The sequence below is a fragment of the Arthrobacter sp. PvP103 genome (assembly GCF_017833075.1).
In the GTDB taxonomy this organism is placed as follows: Bacteria; Actinomycetota; Actinomycetes; order Actinomycetales; family Micrococcaceae; genus Arthrobacter.
In genome coordinates this window covers 1,891,108-1,905,419 of sequence record NZ_JAFIBQ010000001.1, presented here as the reverse complement: position 1 = coordinate 1,905,419, position 14,312 = coordinate 1,891,108, and the positions used below count along the sequence as shown (strand labels likewise).

Annotated in this window: 12 protein-coding genes; 8 read left to right on the top strand and 4 right to left on the bottom strand. The window is 65.3% G+C overall.

The genetic code is table 11. The features are described from left to right. The first annotated feature begins 30 nt into the window (after positions 1–30). Genes JOE41_RS08770 through JOE41_RS08760 form a run of 3 tightly spaced genes read left to right on the top strand, consistent with a single transcriptional unit; the run spans position 31 to position 3,185 of the window. Positions 31–1,134 carry a Gfo/Idh/MocA family protein gene (locus JOE41_RS08770; protein WP_209752064.1) on the top strand — a complete coding sequence of 368 codons (1,104 nt, stop codon included), beginning with the start codon at positions 31–33 and terminating at the stop codon, positions 1,132–1,134. A gap of 1 nt (position 1,135) precedes the next feature. After that, the gene (locus tag JOE41_RS08765; RefSeq protein ID WP_011693508.1) at positions 1,136–1,885 is read left to right on the top strand and encodes a ThuA domain-containing protein; all 750 of its coding nucleotides are present in this window, start codon (positions 1,136–1,138) and stop codon (positions 1,883–1,885) included. A gap of 43 nt (positions 1,886–1,928) precedes the next feature. After that, complete coding sequence (locus tag JOE41_RS08760) at positions 1,929–3,185, top strand: Gfo/Idh/MocA family protein (RefSeq protein WP_209752062.1); 1,257 nt, start codon at positions 1,929–1,931, stop codon at positions 3,183–3,185. Between the two features lie 118 nt (positions 3,186–3,303). Here the strand turns inward: JOE41_RS08760 and JOE41_RS08755 are convergent, their stop codons facing one another. Continuing rightward, positions 3,304–3,480 (bottom strand): CsbD family protein, encoded by a 177-nt coding sequence (locus tag JOE41_RS08755; protein ID WP_043430082.1) that lies wholly within the window; start codon positions 3,478–3,480, stop codon positions 3,304–3,306. 150 nt (positions 3,481–3,630) lie between these two features. Here JOE41_RS08755 and JOE41_RS08750 point away from each other — a divergent pair, with 150 nt between their 5' ends. Together JOE41_RS08750 and JOE41_RS08745 are read left to right on the top strand one after the other, a co-directional pair. Next, positions 3,631–4,485 (top strand): hypothetical protein, encoded by an 855-nt coding sequence (locus JOE41_RS08750; RefSeq protein ID WP_209752061.1) that lies wholly within the window; start codon positions 3,631–3,633, stop codon positions 4,483–4,485. Positions 4,486–4,748: 263 nt separating this feature from the next. Beyond that, positions 4,749–6,767, top strand: a complete 2,019-nt coding sequence (locus JOE41_RS08745) for a rhamnogalacturonan lyase (RefSeq protein ID WP_280873443.1) — start codon at positions 4,749–4,751, stop codon at positions 6,765–6,767. Positions 6,768–6,832: 65 nt separating this feature from the next. Here JOE41_RS08745 and JOE41_RS08740 read toward each other — a convergent pair whose 3' ends face one another. Together JOE41_RS08740 and JOE41_RS08735 are read right to left on the bottom strand one after the other, a co-directional pair. After that, positions 6,833–7,483 (bottom strand): SRPBCC family protein, encoded by a 651-nt coding sequence (locus JOE41_RS08740; protein WP_209752059.1) that lies wholly within the window; start codon positions 7,481–7,483, stop codon positions 6,833–6,835. A 91-nt stretch (positions 7,484–7,574) separates the two neighbouring features. Beyond that, on the bottom strand, positions 7,575–8,045 hold the full coding sequence (locus tag JOE41_RS08735) for a hypothetical protein (RefSeq protein WP_209752057.1): 471 nt from the start codon (positions 8,043–8,045) through the stop codon (positions 7,575–7,577). Positions 8,046–8,425: 380 nt separating this feature from the next. Between JOE41_RS08735 and JOE41_RS08730 the strand changes: the two genes are divergently transcribed. The 3 genes from JOE41_RS08730 to JOE41_RS08720 all read left to right on the top strand — a co-directional run bounded on the left by JOE41_RS08730 (position 8,426) and on the right by JOE41_RS08720 (position 11,472). Further along, complete coding sequence (locus JOE41_RS08730) at positions 8,426–8,668, top strand: hypothetical protein (protein ID WP_209752055.1); 243 nt, start codon at positions 8,426–8,428, stop codon at positions 8,666–8,668. 149 nt (positions 8,669–8,817) lie between these two features. Next, on the top strand, positions 8,818–10,236 hold the full coding sequence (locus tag JOE41_RS08725) for a cation:dicarboxylate symporter family transporter (protein WP_209752053.1): 1,419 nt from the start codon (positions 8,818–8,820) through the stop codon (positions 10,234–10,236). Between the two features lie 105 nt (positions 10,237–10,341). Beyond that, a complete protein-coding gene (locus JOE41_RS08720) occupies positions 10,342–11,472 on the top strand; it encodes a Gfo/Idh/MocA family protein (RefSeq protein ID WP_209752051.1) in 1,131 nt (376 codons plus the stop codon). Here the strand turns inward: JOE41_RS08720 and JOE41_RS08715 are convergent. Next, a complete protein-coding gene (locus JOE41_RS08715) occupies positions 11,469–14,135 on the bottom strand; it encodes a Tat pathway signal sequence domain protein (protein WP_209752050.1) in 2,667 nt (888 codons plus the stop codon). The two genes, JOE41_RS08720 and JOE41_RS08715, sit on opposite strands and share 4 nt — an antisense overlap. Between the last annotated feature and the right edge of the window lie 177 nt (positions 14,136–14,312).

Genomic DNA, 14,312 nt, shown 5'->3' with positions numbered 1-14,312 from the left:
AACAAGAATCACAGAAAGAACAGGAACAACGTGAGCATTCAGCAGCACGCCCCGTCCGCGACCCTCAAGGTGGGAGTTGTGGGCATCGGCTGGGCCGGCCAGCAGCACCTCAAGGCGTACAGCAACATCGACGGCGTCGAAATTATCGCCGTCGCGGGCATGGAAGCAGAACTCCTAGCCGGGCTGAAAGAGGAGTACAGCATTCCCCATGCCTTCGCCCGCTGGGAAGACATGATCAAGCTTGAAGGCCTCGACGCCGTCAGTGTCGCCGTGCCCACTTTCCTGCATGCGCCGATTTCGATTGCAGCCTTGGAACGCGGGTTGCACGTGCTGAGTGAAAAGCCGTTGGCCCGCAACGGCGTGGAAGGGCAGGCGATGGTGGACGCCGCCCGCGAGGCCGGGCGGGTCCTGGACGTCGCGTTCAACCACCGCCGGCGCGGCGACATCCAGGCCCTCAAGGAAGTGATCGACGACGGCACGCTGGGCCGCCCGTACTACGCCAAAGCATCCTGGCTCCGCCGCCAAGGCATTCCGATGCTGGGCAGCTGGTTCACCAATCCGGAGCTCGCCGGCGGAGGTCCGTTGGCAGACATCGGCGTGCACGTCCTGGACTACGCACTGCATCTCCTTGGCGAACCCAAAGTTCTGGCTGTCTCGGCCTCGACCCACTCCGAACTCGGTCCGCGCGGCCTTGGCGGGAACGCCCGCTACACCGCCTCGAACTCCAGCCACAAGTTCGAAGTGGAAGACTTCGCGTCTGCCTTCATTCGGCTGGAAGGCGGCGGGACGCTCATCCTGGAAGCCGGATGGGCCAGCTACCGCGACGAGCGGGACCTGATGGACTTCACTGTCTACGGAACCGACGGAGGTGCCGAACTGCGCTCTGTCGGCGCTTCCGAGAATCCCGTGGCCGACGTGCACGTTTTCACTGAAAAGGACGGCGAAAACGCCGACTTTGAAGTGGTGGCCGAACCCGGCCGCGCCCACCAGGCCGTCGTCGACGACTTCGTTGCCGCCGTGCGCGGCGGCGAGACAGTGTGGGGCGGCCACGACGGGTCACTTGCCCTCAGCCGCGCCCTGATTCTTGATGCCTGCTACAAATCCGCCCTCGAAAAACGTGAAGTGGTGCTCTGATATGACTGATTCAAAACTCAGGATTGTTGTCTGGAACGAGGCCGTGCACGAGGCCCGCAACGAGCCTGCAACCATCGGCGAGATGTACCCCGAAGGGATCCACGGCGCCATCGCCGCCGGGCTCCGCGCCTACTACCCGGACTCCGAAATCTCCACAGCCACCCTGGCCGATCCCGAGCACGGGCTCTCCGAGGAGGTCCTGGAGCAGACCGACGTCCTGCTGTGGTGGGGTCACATCGCGCACCAGGAAGTCAGCGACGAGGTGGTGGAGCGAGTGCAGCGCCACGTGCTGGGTGGCATGGGCTTGGTAGTCCTGCACTCGGGGCACTTCGCCAAGATCTTCACCAGGCTGCTGGGCACCACGTGCTCGCTGAAGTGGCGCAACGAAGGCGAACGCGAACTCGTGTGGACGGTCAAGCCTTCCCACCCGATCGCGGCCGGCATCGAAAGCCCCATCGTCATCCCCAAGCAGGAAATGTATGGCGAACTGTTCGACATTCCGGAACCCGACGACCTGATCTTCATCAGCTCTTTCGCCGGCGGCGAGGTGTTCCGCTCCGGCGTGACGTTCTCCAGGGGAAAGGGCCGAATCTTCTACTTCAGTCCCGGTGACCAGGAATACCCGGTGTACCACCAGCCGCAAATCCAGAAGGTCATCGCCAACGGCGTCGGCTGGGTGGCCCAGCCGGATCAGTTCAGGGAGGCACCCGAGGTCTCCAACCCGGCCCTGGGCTGGTTCGAGGAAGCCTAGGCCCTCGACTTTCGCAAAATACCCACTCTCAAGGAACGAATACATGACCACCTCCGCACACTCGTCCCGACCTTCCTCGCCGGTTTCGCGCCCGCTCGGCGTGGCCGCCATTGGTTATGCCTTCATGGGGAAGGCCCATTCGAATGCGTGGCGGAACGTGGCCAGTTTCTTCGACGTCCCGGCCATCGAGCAGAAAGTGCTCGTAGGCCGGGACGGCACCAAGGTGGCCGAGGCCGCAGCCAAGTACGGCTGGGCCGAGTCCGCCACGGACTGGCGTGCCGTCATTGAACGGGACGACATCGACATCGTGGACATTTGTGCCCCGGGCTGGATGCACGCCGAAATCTCCATCGCTGCACTGGCTGCCGGTAAGCACGTCCTCGTGGAAAAGCCCCTCGCGAACACCATCTCGGAGGCGGAGGCCATGACGGCAGCCGCTGCTGAAGCCCGGGCCCGCGGCGTGCTATCGATGATCGGCTTCAACTACCGCCGTGTCCCTGCCTTGGCACTGGCACGCGAGCTCATTGCAGAGGGGCGGCTGGGCACTGTACGGCACGTCCGCGCTGCCTACCTGCAGGACTGGCTCTCCGAGGCAGAGTCCCCAATGACCTGGCGGCTTCGCAAGGAAACGGCCGGATCCGGAGCGTTGGGTGACATCGCCTCGCATGCCATCGACCAAGTCCAGCACCTCACCGGTCAAACCGTCACTGAGGTGACCGGAACGTTGAGGACCTTTGTCACCCAACGTCCCGGCCCCGGCGGTGCGGAGAAAGTGACAGTCGACGACGCCGCTTGGGCCACCCTTGGCATGACGGGGAACATCAGCGCGTCCGTGGAGGCATCGCGGGTTGCCACGGGTCAAAAAAACTCGCTCAAGCTCGAAATCTACGGTTCCCTCGGATCGCTGACGTTTGACCTCGAGAACCTGAACGAACTGAATTTCCTCGACGCCAGACTTCCCGTCCGGGAGCAGGGATTCCGGCGGATTCTCGTGAACGAGCCGGAGCACCCTTACCTCGAAGCGTGGTGGCCGCAGGGCCACATCATCGGGTGGGAGCACACGTTCACCCACCAGATCCGGGACTTCCTCCTTGCGATTCGGGACGGAAGCCAGCCGTCGCCGTCGTTCGACGACGGGCTCCAGATCCAGCGCGTCCTGACCGCGGTCGAAGAGTCCGCCAAAAACAGGAGCACCGTCACCGCGGTCAAGGCCTCCACCCGGCGGTGCGTCCCGCCCGGGGAGAAAGACGACCCGGACGACCTTTACGCGGCGCTGCCGGGCCTTGTCTCCGGCGGCTGAGCTTCTTCCAGGCTTCAGGCAGCTATCCCTGCCCGCACCCGAGGACATATGTTTTGTAGCCGGAACGCAGAAAAGCGGGCGGTTCCTTTCGGAACCGCCCGCTTCATCGGTTTGTCGCCTAGTGCCGCTTGAAGGCGTGCCTGAATTTTTCGCCGGCCTGCTTGAGATCGGCCTTGATTGCCTGACCCCTGCCTTCGGCCCTCATCCGGCGGTTGCCGCTGGCCTCGCCGGCGGCTTTCTTTCCCTTGCCGTGAAGTCGCTCCGCGGCGTTGTGGATCCTGTCACCCAAACCCATTGCGGTCCTCCTTGTGGTGCGGCCCATGCGGCTGGTTGCCGCAATTCCCGCCACTTAAATTGTAGGAAGAAAAAGCCCAAGGTCCATGGCGTCCGGGAAGGAGTACCCTATGAACCATAAGCATGCTTGCTATCTGAAGGGGTGGTTCCCATGAAGAAATTTCCTGTCCTTGGCGTTGCAGCCGCGGCCATCCTGGCCCTGGCCGGATGTACCGGCGGGGGTGGGCAAAGCCCTTCACCCACTGCCACCGCAACGACCAGCGCGGCGCAGGCCAAGGTCTACAGCGAAGATGAACTGCGCGGGCTGATCTCGGGCAGGACCGACAAGGACGGCAATGAGCTCAAGCTTTTCTCCAAGGACCAGGTGGAGCAGGGCAGCAACATCGCCAACCTGCTGATGAGCGCTGCCACTACCGACCCTGCGGGCTGCAAGGGGATTGCCACGGCGGGGTTGCTGGACAAGGTTGAGAGCGGTGACGTGGCCATTGCCATCTCAGGGGGGTCGCAGCCGCGCACGTTGTCCGCCCAGTCGGGCAGCGAAGGGCCTGACGCCGCCGGCCTGCTCAACGACGTAAGCGGCAATATGGACCAGTGCGCCAAATTCACGCTCTCAGTGCTGGGACAGCGTTATGAGGTGGCCAGCAAGGAACTGAATGCCGACACCAACGGCGAGGAGACATTCGCGACCGTCAGCACCCGGGACGGCAACGTTTCGGACATGCTGATGCAGGTTTCCGCGGCGCAGGGCCGCCTCCTGGTGGTGGCCACCAAGGGCGGCGCGAACCTGGGCGACGCCGACCAGAAGGAGTTGGAGGACATGGTCAACGACGTCCTGGACAAGGCGGAGGGCGGTTCCTCCGGAACGGCCACCCCGACGCCGACCGGAACCTCGACTTCGACGGTCACCGGAACCTCAACGCCAAGCGTTACGGAAACGACGACGGCGACTGTTACCGCGACTCCGACAGCCTCGGAATCTGCAATGAGTCCCTCGCCGTCTAAATAATCATTCGCCCAGGTACCAGGCCGGAACGCCAATGCGGGGATCGCAATATCCCGAACAGAAGCGAACATTTTCTGACATTTCAGGTCGATAAATCCTTGACTGATCCAGTCACGCCCTGATAAACCTTAGGTGCGGAAAGCGCTTTCTCTGCCGCCCGGCTCCCTCTCCAAATCTTTCGGGGAGGTGGCCGGTGCAGCAAATGAAACGATACAAAACCCCCTGGCGGCAGACTCAGCTGCCACCAGCATCAAAGGAGATGTTCTTTGGCATACCCCGCGAAATGTTCCCTTCCCCAAAAGACCGGCCGGTTCCGAAAAACGGCGCCAGTGGCCGCCGCGGCAACCCTGGCGGCCGCCCTCGCATTCACCGGCGTCCCGCTGGCGCAGGCTGATCCAACCCAGGCGAGCCCCGGCCAGGCGGCCCAGCTGCCGGGCCAGTCAGGCAAGTCCGCACTCAAACGCCAGGTGGAAAACCTGGACCGTGCGCCCGTGGCGGTTCTCACGGACCAGGGCGTCACGCTCAGCTGGCGGATGCTGGGCCTGGACCGGGACAGCATCGGTTTCCATGTGATCCGCGACGGCGTGCAGCTTACGGTTGACCCCATCCGGAACGCCACCATGTACGTCGATCCGGAGGGGACTGCGTCCTCCACGTACGTCATCAAGGCAGTGGGCAACGGTGACGGGCAGAACCAGCTCACCGGGGAATTCACTCCGATGGCGCAGAACTACCTGGCCATCAAGCTGGACAAGCCGGCCGACGGCGTCACCAAGGACGGCAAGCCCTACACCTACTCCGCCAACGACGCCAGCGTGGCCGACCTGGACGGCGACGGCAAGTACGAGATCATCCAAACGTGGGCGCCGTCCAACGCCAAGGACAACTCTCAGTCCGGCTATACCGGCAACGTCTACGTGGACGCCTACAAGATGGATGGCACCAAGCTGTGGCGCATCGATCTGGGCCACAACATCCGGGCGGGCGCGCACTACACCCAGCTGCTCGCCTACGACTTTGACGGCGACGGCAAGGCCGAGCTGTCAATGAAGACCGCGGACGGCACCACGGACGGTGCCGGTACCGTGATCGGCAACCCGTCCGCGGACTACCGCAACACTGCCGGGTATGTCCTCTCCGGTCCTGAATTCCTGACAGTCTTCAACGGCGCCAGCGGCACCGTCATGGACACCGTCAATTACGACCCGCCGCGCGGCTCCGTGGCCGCATGGGGCGATGGCTACGGCAACCGCGTGGACCGTTTCCTCGGCGCGGTGGCGTACCTGGACGGCGAGCACCCGTCCATGATGTTCAGCCGCGGCTACTACACCCGGACCGTCCTGGTTACCTATGACCTTGTCAACGGCAAGCTGGTGCAGCGCTGGAAGTTCGATTCCGACGTCGCCGGCGCCGAATACAAGGGCCAGGGAAACCACAACCTGTCGGTGGCTGACGTGGACCAGGACGGCAAGGACGAGTTCGTCTTTGGCTCCATGACCATTGATGACAACGGCCAGCCGCTGTACAACACCAAGCTGGGCCACGGCGACGCCATCCACACGGGTGACCTGGACCCGTCGCGGCCCGGCCTGGAGACCTTCGCCGTGCACGAAAGCATGAGCCAGAGCGGGAACCGGGGTGCCACCTTCCGCGACGCCGCCACGGGTGAAGTCCTCTGGAGCATTCCGGCCATCAAGGACACCGGACGCGGAGCCGCGGGGGATATTGACCCCCGCTATGCCGGCGCTGAAGGCTGGGCCGTCGGTGGCAGTGCCGCCTGGAACTCGCCGGTGGGGCAGTTGATGTCCGCGAAGGGTGAACTGATTGCGGAGAACATCCCGGCCGCGAACTTCCTGGCCTGGTGGGACGGCGACCTGTTGCGCGAAATCGTGGACCACGACTATGACGCCGCCACGTCCGTCGGCGTGCCCACCATCTCCAAGTGGAACTGGGAGACCGAGACGAGCGACCGGCTCCTGACCGCCACGGGAGCCCGGACCAACAACACCACCAAGGGCAACCCGTCCCTGCAGGCTGACCTGCTGGGGGACTGGCGCGAGGAGCTGGCTTTCCCGTCCAACGACAGCACCGAGTTGCGGATCTACACCACCACATCGCCCACCGGGGTGCGGCTCCGCACCCTGATGCACGATCCGATGTACCGCACCGGTGTGGCGCGGGAAAACGTGGCTTACAACCAGCCCCCGCACCCGAGCTTCTTCATTGGGGCGGGAATGAAAACACCGGCGATGCCGTCAGTCACGTACGTCGGCGCGGGCAAGTAGGACGCCCGACGGCGGGACAGCGCACCGCCCGCATCGTGAGGATGCGGGCGGTGCTTCGCGCCGGTTCAGTGCTGGCCCAGGCCGCCTCCCATGGGCGGCAGGTTACCGTCGTGGCGGCGCTGTTCCCGTAGCCGTTCCGCGGCGCTGTAGTTCTCGCCCTCTGCCGTCTCGTCGGACTCTCCCTCGAAGTCGACCAGCCCGTTGGTCTGATCGAATGGATGCGCGAACCGGTTGTACTCCGGGCTTGCGCCGGCCTGCGCGCCGCCGGGAACCGGTGCCTGCCAGTCACCTGTTGCGCGGCCTTCATGTTCGATGAACTGCTTGAACTTCTTGAGGTCGTGCTCCGCCTGGCGGCCCACTATGTGGAGCAGGTTGCCCACCTTCTCGACAAGGCCCTCGGGCTGGTACTCCAGGGTGAGCTTGATCGAGGTCCTGCCGCTCCCGGCGTCGTCGAACTCCGCGGCGCCGGAGTTGGTGGCCCCCGCGGTGGCCGCCCACGCCACCCGGCGGTCCGGGACCTGCTCCAGGATTTTGGCTTCCCATTCCCGGCGGACCCCTGCGATGCGGGCCACCCATTTCAGGCGGTCATCACCGAGCCGGGTGACGCTCTCTACCCCGGGCATAAAGTGTGGGAAGTCCTCGAACCGGGTCCATTGCTTGTAGGCCTCGCTCACCGGCACGTTGACCAGAATCTGCTTTTCCACGCGTGTGCTCACGGCGTCTCCTTGGGTTGGAACGGATTCGGATGGAATGGAAGAGCCAGGGGCGTGGCGCCCCTGGCTCCGTGAGGATCGGACGGCGGAGCGGTCAGCGGATGACGGCTACGTCGCTCCTCTCCCACTGGGTCCAGTCGGACCAGTTGTTGCCGCTCTTTACCCGGAAGGAGACTTCCTGGTACACGCGGTCCTTACCCTTGTCCTTCTCGACACTGTCCTTCTTGCTGAGGGTCATGCGCTCATCGTGCCTGTTGAACTCCAGCCTCCGCCATTCGGAACTGCCGAGCCTGTCGTCGCGCCCATGCCGGTCCCTTTCAAAGCGCTTCTGGCGGACATCCACGATCTTGTTGCCGTTGCAGTGGATCCTGATCTTAAACTCTGCGAGGTTCTTCCCCGCGTCCGTCGGCTTCAGCGGGTCAACGGTACAACCGCGCAACGACGTCGATGCGTCAGCGGGCACAGCCAGTGCAACAGGTCCGCCAATAAGACCCAGCGAAACAGCCGATATCAATGCGAATCGGGTTCCGAAGGGGCGGGATTTGGTTGATTGAGTGATGGACATTTCTCTTGCTCCTACATAAGGATGCGAGTGATCATTTTCGGGCAGGACTGGCCAGCCGCGATCTCACTCCCCTGTGAAGCGGCGCCCAGTTCCATCCGGTTTCAAACAGCACACCCGGTCTCTGCGGGGGCTTGACTCCGGGCTCTTCCCACGTGAATTCGTGGCCCGGTAGTACAATCGTCCGCCTGCTTTTGCTCAAGCGCCAGAGTCGCGAAGCCCCTATTTTCCGCGATTTCACGGGAAAAACCGGGATTGATTCCGGATGTTATGCATCTGGAAACCTCGCCACTGCAAGACGCGAAGCCATAGGCTTGCAGTGCCGGCCGGACGTTGAAAACGAAAGGTCACACGTAGGCCAACCACCAACGAAAGGCTCCATCATGACCGACCCCCAGGAAGCTGCAACCGACCCCGCAAAGCTGATCGGCCCGGGCGATCCCGATGCCGTTGACCAGCAGCAGGCGCATCCGGGCGCCGGTGCGGCGAAGAACATCCGCGAAGAGCAGCAGACGCAGGCTGCAGGCACCGTTCCGGCGTCGTACGTGGGCAGTGGCGAGCCGGACGCGGAACGCAAGCCGGAGGATGCGGCGGCGGATGCCGGCACCTGGGATGACCAGGTATAGGGGGCACCGCCGGAGCTGGCATCAGATTCCATTCTGCGGTTAAACAATTCCGCAGTACGGATTTAGCATTCCGGAAACACGGGGTCCCTAGCGTTGCCTATGACCTGAAGGCGTCCAGCGCGCCTTTTCCCCGTTGATTGGCAGCCCTGATGAAACTCCCCTCGCCCCTGGTGCCCGACGCAAGCAGTGCGGCCCCGAAGAAGCCGCTTTACAAATCGCTCTTCTTCCAGATTCTGGCGGCCGTGTGCCTGGGCATCGGGGTCGGCCACTTCTGGCCGGATCTCGGCTCGGCCCTGCGGCCGCTGGGTGACGGTTTCATCCAGCTGATCAAGATGATCATCGCTCCGCTGATCTTCCTGGTGATTGTCACCGGCATCTCGGCCGTTGGCGACGTGAAGGCCGTGGGCCGGGTGGGCGTGAAGGCGCTGCTGTACTTCACCGGCGCTACGCTCTTCGCCCTGGTGTTCGGCCTGGTGGTGGGCAATATCGTCCAGCCGGGCGCGGGCCTGAACATCGATCCGCATACGCTGTCCCAGGACGCCCTCAACGCCAAGACCGGAACGGCCCCGCCCAAGGACGCCGGCGCCTTCCTGCTGGGCATCATTCCCACCAGCGTGGTGGGAGCCTTCGCGTCCAACAGCCTGTTGCAGGTGCTCTGCTTTTCGGTGTTCTTCGGCGCGGCGATCGTTGTGGTGGGCCGGGAACGCTGCCTGCCCGTGGTGACGCTCCTGGAGACGGTGCTGGAGCTGTTCTTCAAGATCATGGGCTGGGTGATGCGCGTTGCCCCGGTGGGTGCCTTCGGCGCCATGGCGTTCATCATCGGCCAGTACGGCCTTGGCTCACTGAGCACTTACGCACTGCTGATCGCGGCCTGCTATGGTGCGGCCATCATCTTCATCGGGCTGCTGTTCGTGGTGGCCTGGGTGTACCCGCGGGTGCCGCTGTGGCAGTTCATCAAGTACAGCCGCGAAGAATTCCTGCTGGCGCTGGGCACGGCGTCCACCGAGTCCGTGCTGCCGCGCATCATGGCCAAGCTGACCAACGCGGGCTGCTCCCGGGCCACCACCGGACTGGTGGTGCCTACGGGCTACTCCTTTAACCTGGACGGCGCCGCGCTGTACCTGTCCATCTCCTTGCTGTTCCTGGCCCAGGCCTTCGGGCACAACCTTGACCTTGGCCAGCAGCTCGCGGCCCTGGGCATTTTGATGCTGACTTCCAAGGGCATGGCCGGCGTCCCCGGTTCGGCCTTCCTGGCGCTCTCGGCCACCGCGGCCGCCCTGGGCATCTTTCCGGTGGCCGGCGTGGCCCTGCTCCTGGGCGCCGACCGCCTCATGGACTCCATGCGCGTCTCCGTGAACCTGCTGGGGAATTGCGTCGCCACGTTCGTAGTGGCCAAATGGGAAGGCCAGTTCGACCGGGAGGCCATGCTCCGCGCTTTCCGCGGGGAAGCGGAGGAAAGCCCGACGGAGGAAAGCCCGACGGCGGGCGGCGCACCTGAGTATCCTGCCGCCGTCGAGCCTGCCGGCGCTGCCGAACCGGCCGGTACCGTAGCGGCTCCGGTGCGGTAGGACAGCGGAAGCCGGCGGACGACGGCGGCACTGACGCACGCCGTCGTCGTCCCGCCATGCGGAACGGGGCTGGTTTGACCGCCGCAGAACAGGCAGACTGGGCCCATGAAAACGCTTTCTCATGAAGCCCCCGCCACCGTTCCGGCCAGCGGGAGCACCAAACCTCCAACGACCTTTGCCGTCATTGGCGGTGGCTACCGGGCAGGCTTCTTCCTCCGTGTAGCCCAGGCCCTTCCGCACCTCTTCCGGGTCTGTGGCGTGGTGGCCAGGCGGGAGGAAAGCCGGACAGCGGTGGAAAGGGAGTGGGGCGTTTGCGCGTACCCCACCCTGGCGGAACTCCTTGACGAGGCGACGCCGGACTTCGCGGTTGTATCCGTCAGTGCAGGCGCAGCCCCGGGTGTCATCGCTGATGCCGCATCGCGGGGTCTCCCCGTGCTGACGGAGACGCCGCCGGCCCCGGACCTCGAGGGGCTCCTGTCCCTGTATTGGCTGGTGGAGGACGGCGCGCGGATCCAGGTTGCCGAGCAATACCACCTGGAACCCCTGCTCTCGGCGCAGATCGCCGTCGCCCGCTCGGGCCGGCTGGGCAGCGTTGCAGAGGCCTTCGCCTCGGTCTGCCACGGGTACCACGGGGTCAGCGTCCTCAGGCGGCTGCTGGGGATCGGCTTCGAAAACGCCGAGGTGACCGCCCACGAGTTCCGCTCGAGGATGCAGGCCGGACCTGACCGCTCCGGGGATCCGCAGGAAGACCATCTGATCGATGAGGCGCACGTGTCCGCGCGGCTGGACTTCGGCGGCAGGCTGGGCGTCTTCGATTTCACCACCGACCAGTACCGCTCCTGGATCCGCTCCCCGCACGTGCTGGTCCGGGGCGACCGTGGCGAGCTCCGCGATACCGAACTGCGCTACGTGGAGGACTTCCGCACGCCCATGCGCAGCGAGATCCGGCGCATCGGTGCCGGGCATGCCGGCAACCACGAAGGCATGTTTCTCCGCGGCCTGGTGGAGGGCGGGAACTGGCTCTACCGGAACCCGTTCGCGCCCGCCCGGCTCGCCGACGACGAACTTTCCGTCGCCGCGCTGCTGCAGGGCATGGCCGACTACGTCCACGGCGGTCCGGAGGTTTACAGCCTCGCGGAAGCTTGCCAGGACCAGTACCTTGCGCTTACCATCCAGCAGTCCGTGGAATCAGGGAAGAGCATCCGGACCAAAACCCAGCCATGGGCCGCCGCCTAGCCCACCGGCTGGAGTGCCGGGAGGTGTCCGCCGATCAGGGCCAGGTTTTGGATCACCGCCAGGCCGAACTGCGCGGCGTCATTGGTGGACACTGTCACGGCCTCGTCCACGGGAGAGAGGACATACGGCGGTTCGATCTTCCGCAGCGTGAACGCTTCCCCGTGGTTGAGGTTCTCGCCGCCCTCCGCGAAGCTGTCCCAGGCGCGGCCGGCGAGCTCAGCGTCACCCAGCCGCGCGGCTGCGTAGGCGGAGAGGCGGCTGTGGGCCTGCGTCAGGTAGATGCCCTCCAGCGGCCGGCCCACCTCCCGGGCCTGTTCTTCGGGTGTGGCCAGGAACAGCCGGCAGTACTGCAGCCAGGCGCTTTCAAACGCGGCATCCGGCACCAGGCTGACCAGTTCGCTGCAGATTTCCACCAGCCCGAACACCGCACTCAGGTGCGAGACGCTGATGACTTCGCGGCCGGCGTCGAACCTTCCTTTATCCAGGTCGTACAGCGCTTCGCCCGTGAGGAAGCCGTATTTCAGGGCGCCGATGTCCGCCATGGTGCCCAGCAGGCGGTCCCGTGAGCGCGGGTTGCCCGTGCGTTCCCAGTCGGTCAGCCAGGTGGCGGCCAGCGATCCCCAGTCGGTTCCCAAGCCCACGGCCAGCGCGCTCCGGTCCTGCCGGTACGTGGCGATGTCCGGGCGCACCTTGCGGGTGGGGTCCAGGCCCAGGAAGTTCTGGTCGCTGTCCACGAGCTCGGAGAGCAGGTCGCCGGTGCGTTCGTCCGCCGTTAGGTAGTAGTAGAACCGGCGGTAGGCGGGAGTGCTGATCCGCAGCTGCTTGGCGCTGCAGCCCCAGTGCTGGACGTTGTGCCGGGATCCCAGCCCGCGCCACTCGCCCAGGTGGTAGACGTCCACTTCGCCGGTGTGGCGGGTCATGGCCTCGGCGAAACGGAACACGTCCGCCCGCCCGGACCGCAGGTACATGTACCAGAGCCACAGGTCGGGGGAGAGCTCCGAGTTGTCCCAGGCGTACCCGCCCACGTCGTAGCGCCAGACGTGCCGGTCGGCGTCGTAGGTATGCATCACGTCGCCGTAGTTCCAGAACCCGTACCAGCGGCGCTGCTCCACCTGGCCGGTGTAGAAGTCGAACAGGAAGTCCAGCTTGTCCTCCAGTCCGGCCCGCTCAGGCGTGCTGCGGTCCACGGGCGACCAGTCACCGAACACGCCGGCCGAGTGCAGGTACTGCGGGGTGGCCTGCAGGAGAGGTGGCGTGGAGGTGGCCTCCGCATCAGCGGCGAGGGCAGCGGTGTCCGGAGTGGAGTCGTAGGCGAACAGCGTCAGTTCGTGGGTGCGGGCAATGCCGGCGGGGTTGCCGAATCCCGGTTCGTAGTCCTCGTAGGTGATCTCCAGCCCTTCGAGCTGTTCCTCGAACGTGTCCTGCCCCAGTCCGTCGTGGTAGAACCGCAGATCCATGGGCTGCGCCTCGGGTGAGTACAGCCACGCCGTTACGGCGGCCTGGGCGGTGGCGGCACCCCGGATGTCCAGCTGCCCCGGGTGGGACTGCCAGAAGTTGCGGACGCCGACGCCGAAGCCGCCGCGCGGACAACTCAGTGAACAGAATCCCGCAGCCCGCGTGCCGCCGGAGATTCCCACCCAGCCGTGGCCCTCGCCGGTCCGTTTGCGGAGCTCGAAGCCGTCCGCGCTCAGCTGGGTCAGGGTGTAGTCGTTCCATGCGGGGATCAGGTGGAGCCGCTTGGACACCAGGTCGCTCCACTCCTCCAGCGGCGGAGTGGCCCGTCCCTCGATCTGGGCGCGACGGACGGCCTCGCCGGGGTCGCGGCGCAGGCCGGTCAGGCCGCGGACCGCCTCGGTGAGGAAACCGCCGTCGGCCCCTGCGATGCGTACATGCCTGTCGTGCAGCTGGCCCTCGAGCGGTACCGTGAACCGGACGCCGAGTCCGGCCAGGAAGTCACGCTCGGCATCGCCGTCCCAGATGAAGGAGTGGACCATCCGCACGCTGCGGGCTCCGGCGTGGAAGTAGAACCGGACTACGAACGGCAGCCAGCTGCGCCCGTCACCACTGTGGTTATCCGGGCGGTGTGAGCCTTCCAGCCGCACCACCGCGCGTACCGGACCGCTTTGTTCAAGCACGACGGCGGTCACCTCACCCGTGAAGGCCTGCCGGCTGACGCTGCCGGCGGCCTCCGCGACACCGTCCTGGAGCAGGCTGACCAGTTTGCCATCGCGCGCCACCACGGTGCCGGCGCGGGAGAGGGTGGCGAACAGGGATGAGCCGTTTCGGTTGATGACCATGTCCAAGGTGCCGGTGGAGATCGTCATGGTGTCTTCGGTTTCCGTCACGGTGATCTCCTGGGCGGGGGCAGCCTCCGGTGAGGGCCCGGACTCCGGGGAGGCGCCGCCGTCGGACGTTACCCGGTAGTGGGCGGAGGGTGCGTCGACGGCTGGCAGGGCGACGCCGGCCCACTTCAGCGAGCCGTCCGGCCAGGTTGCCAGCGGCCAGGCCTGCGAAGCGACCGGCCGCCCGTCGGCGTCCGAGACGGAGATTTCGCTGACGCCGGCCAGCGAGCCGCGGGCGAAGGGCATGCCCCAGGTGGTGCCGCCGGATAGCCCCGCGGGAGCCACGCCGTCCAGCCAGTTGAGTGCTGCTTCGGTCGTCATTGTCCGTCTCCTTCGAGGGCGCGTGGATTAACCAGCATGCAGGGCTGCTCTTCACCATGCTTGTATCGTTTCAAAACTCCTGCAGAATCCGACCCGTGGCCCGGGGGGTGTTTGTTGGGGATCGGTCGGAAACCGCTTTCCGATCAGTTCTAACAGTAGGAAGCAGTGCAAGTCAAT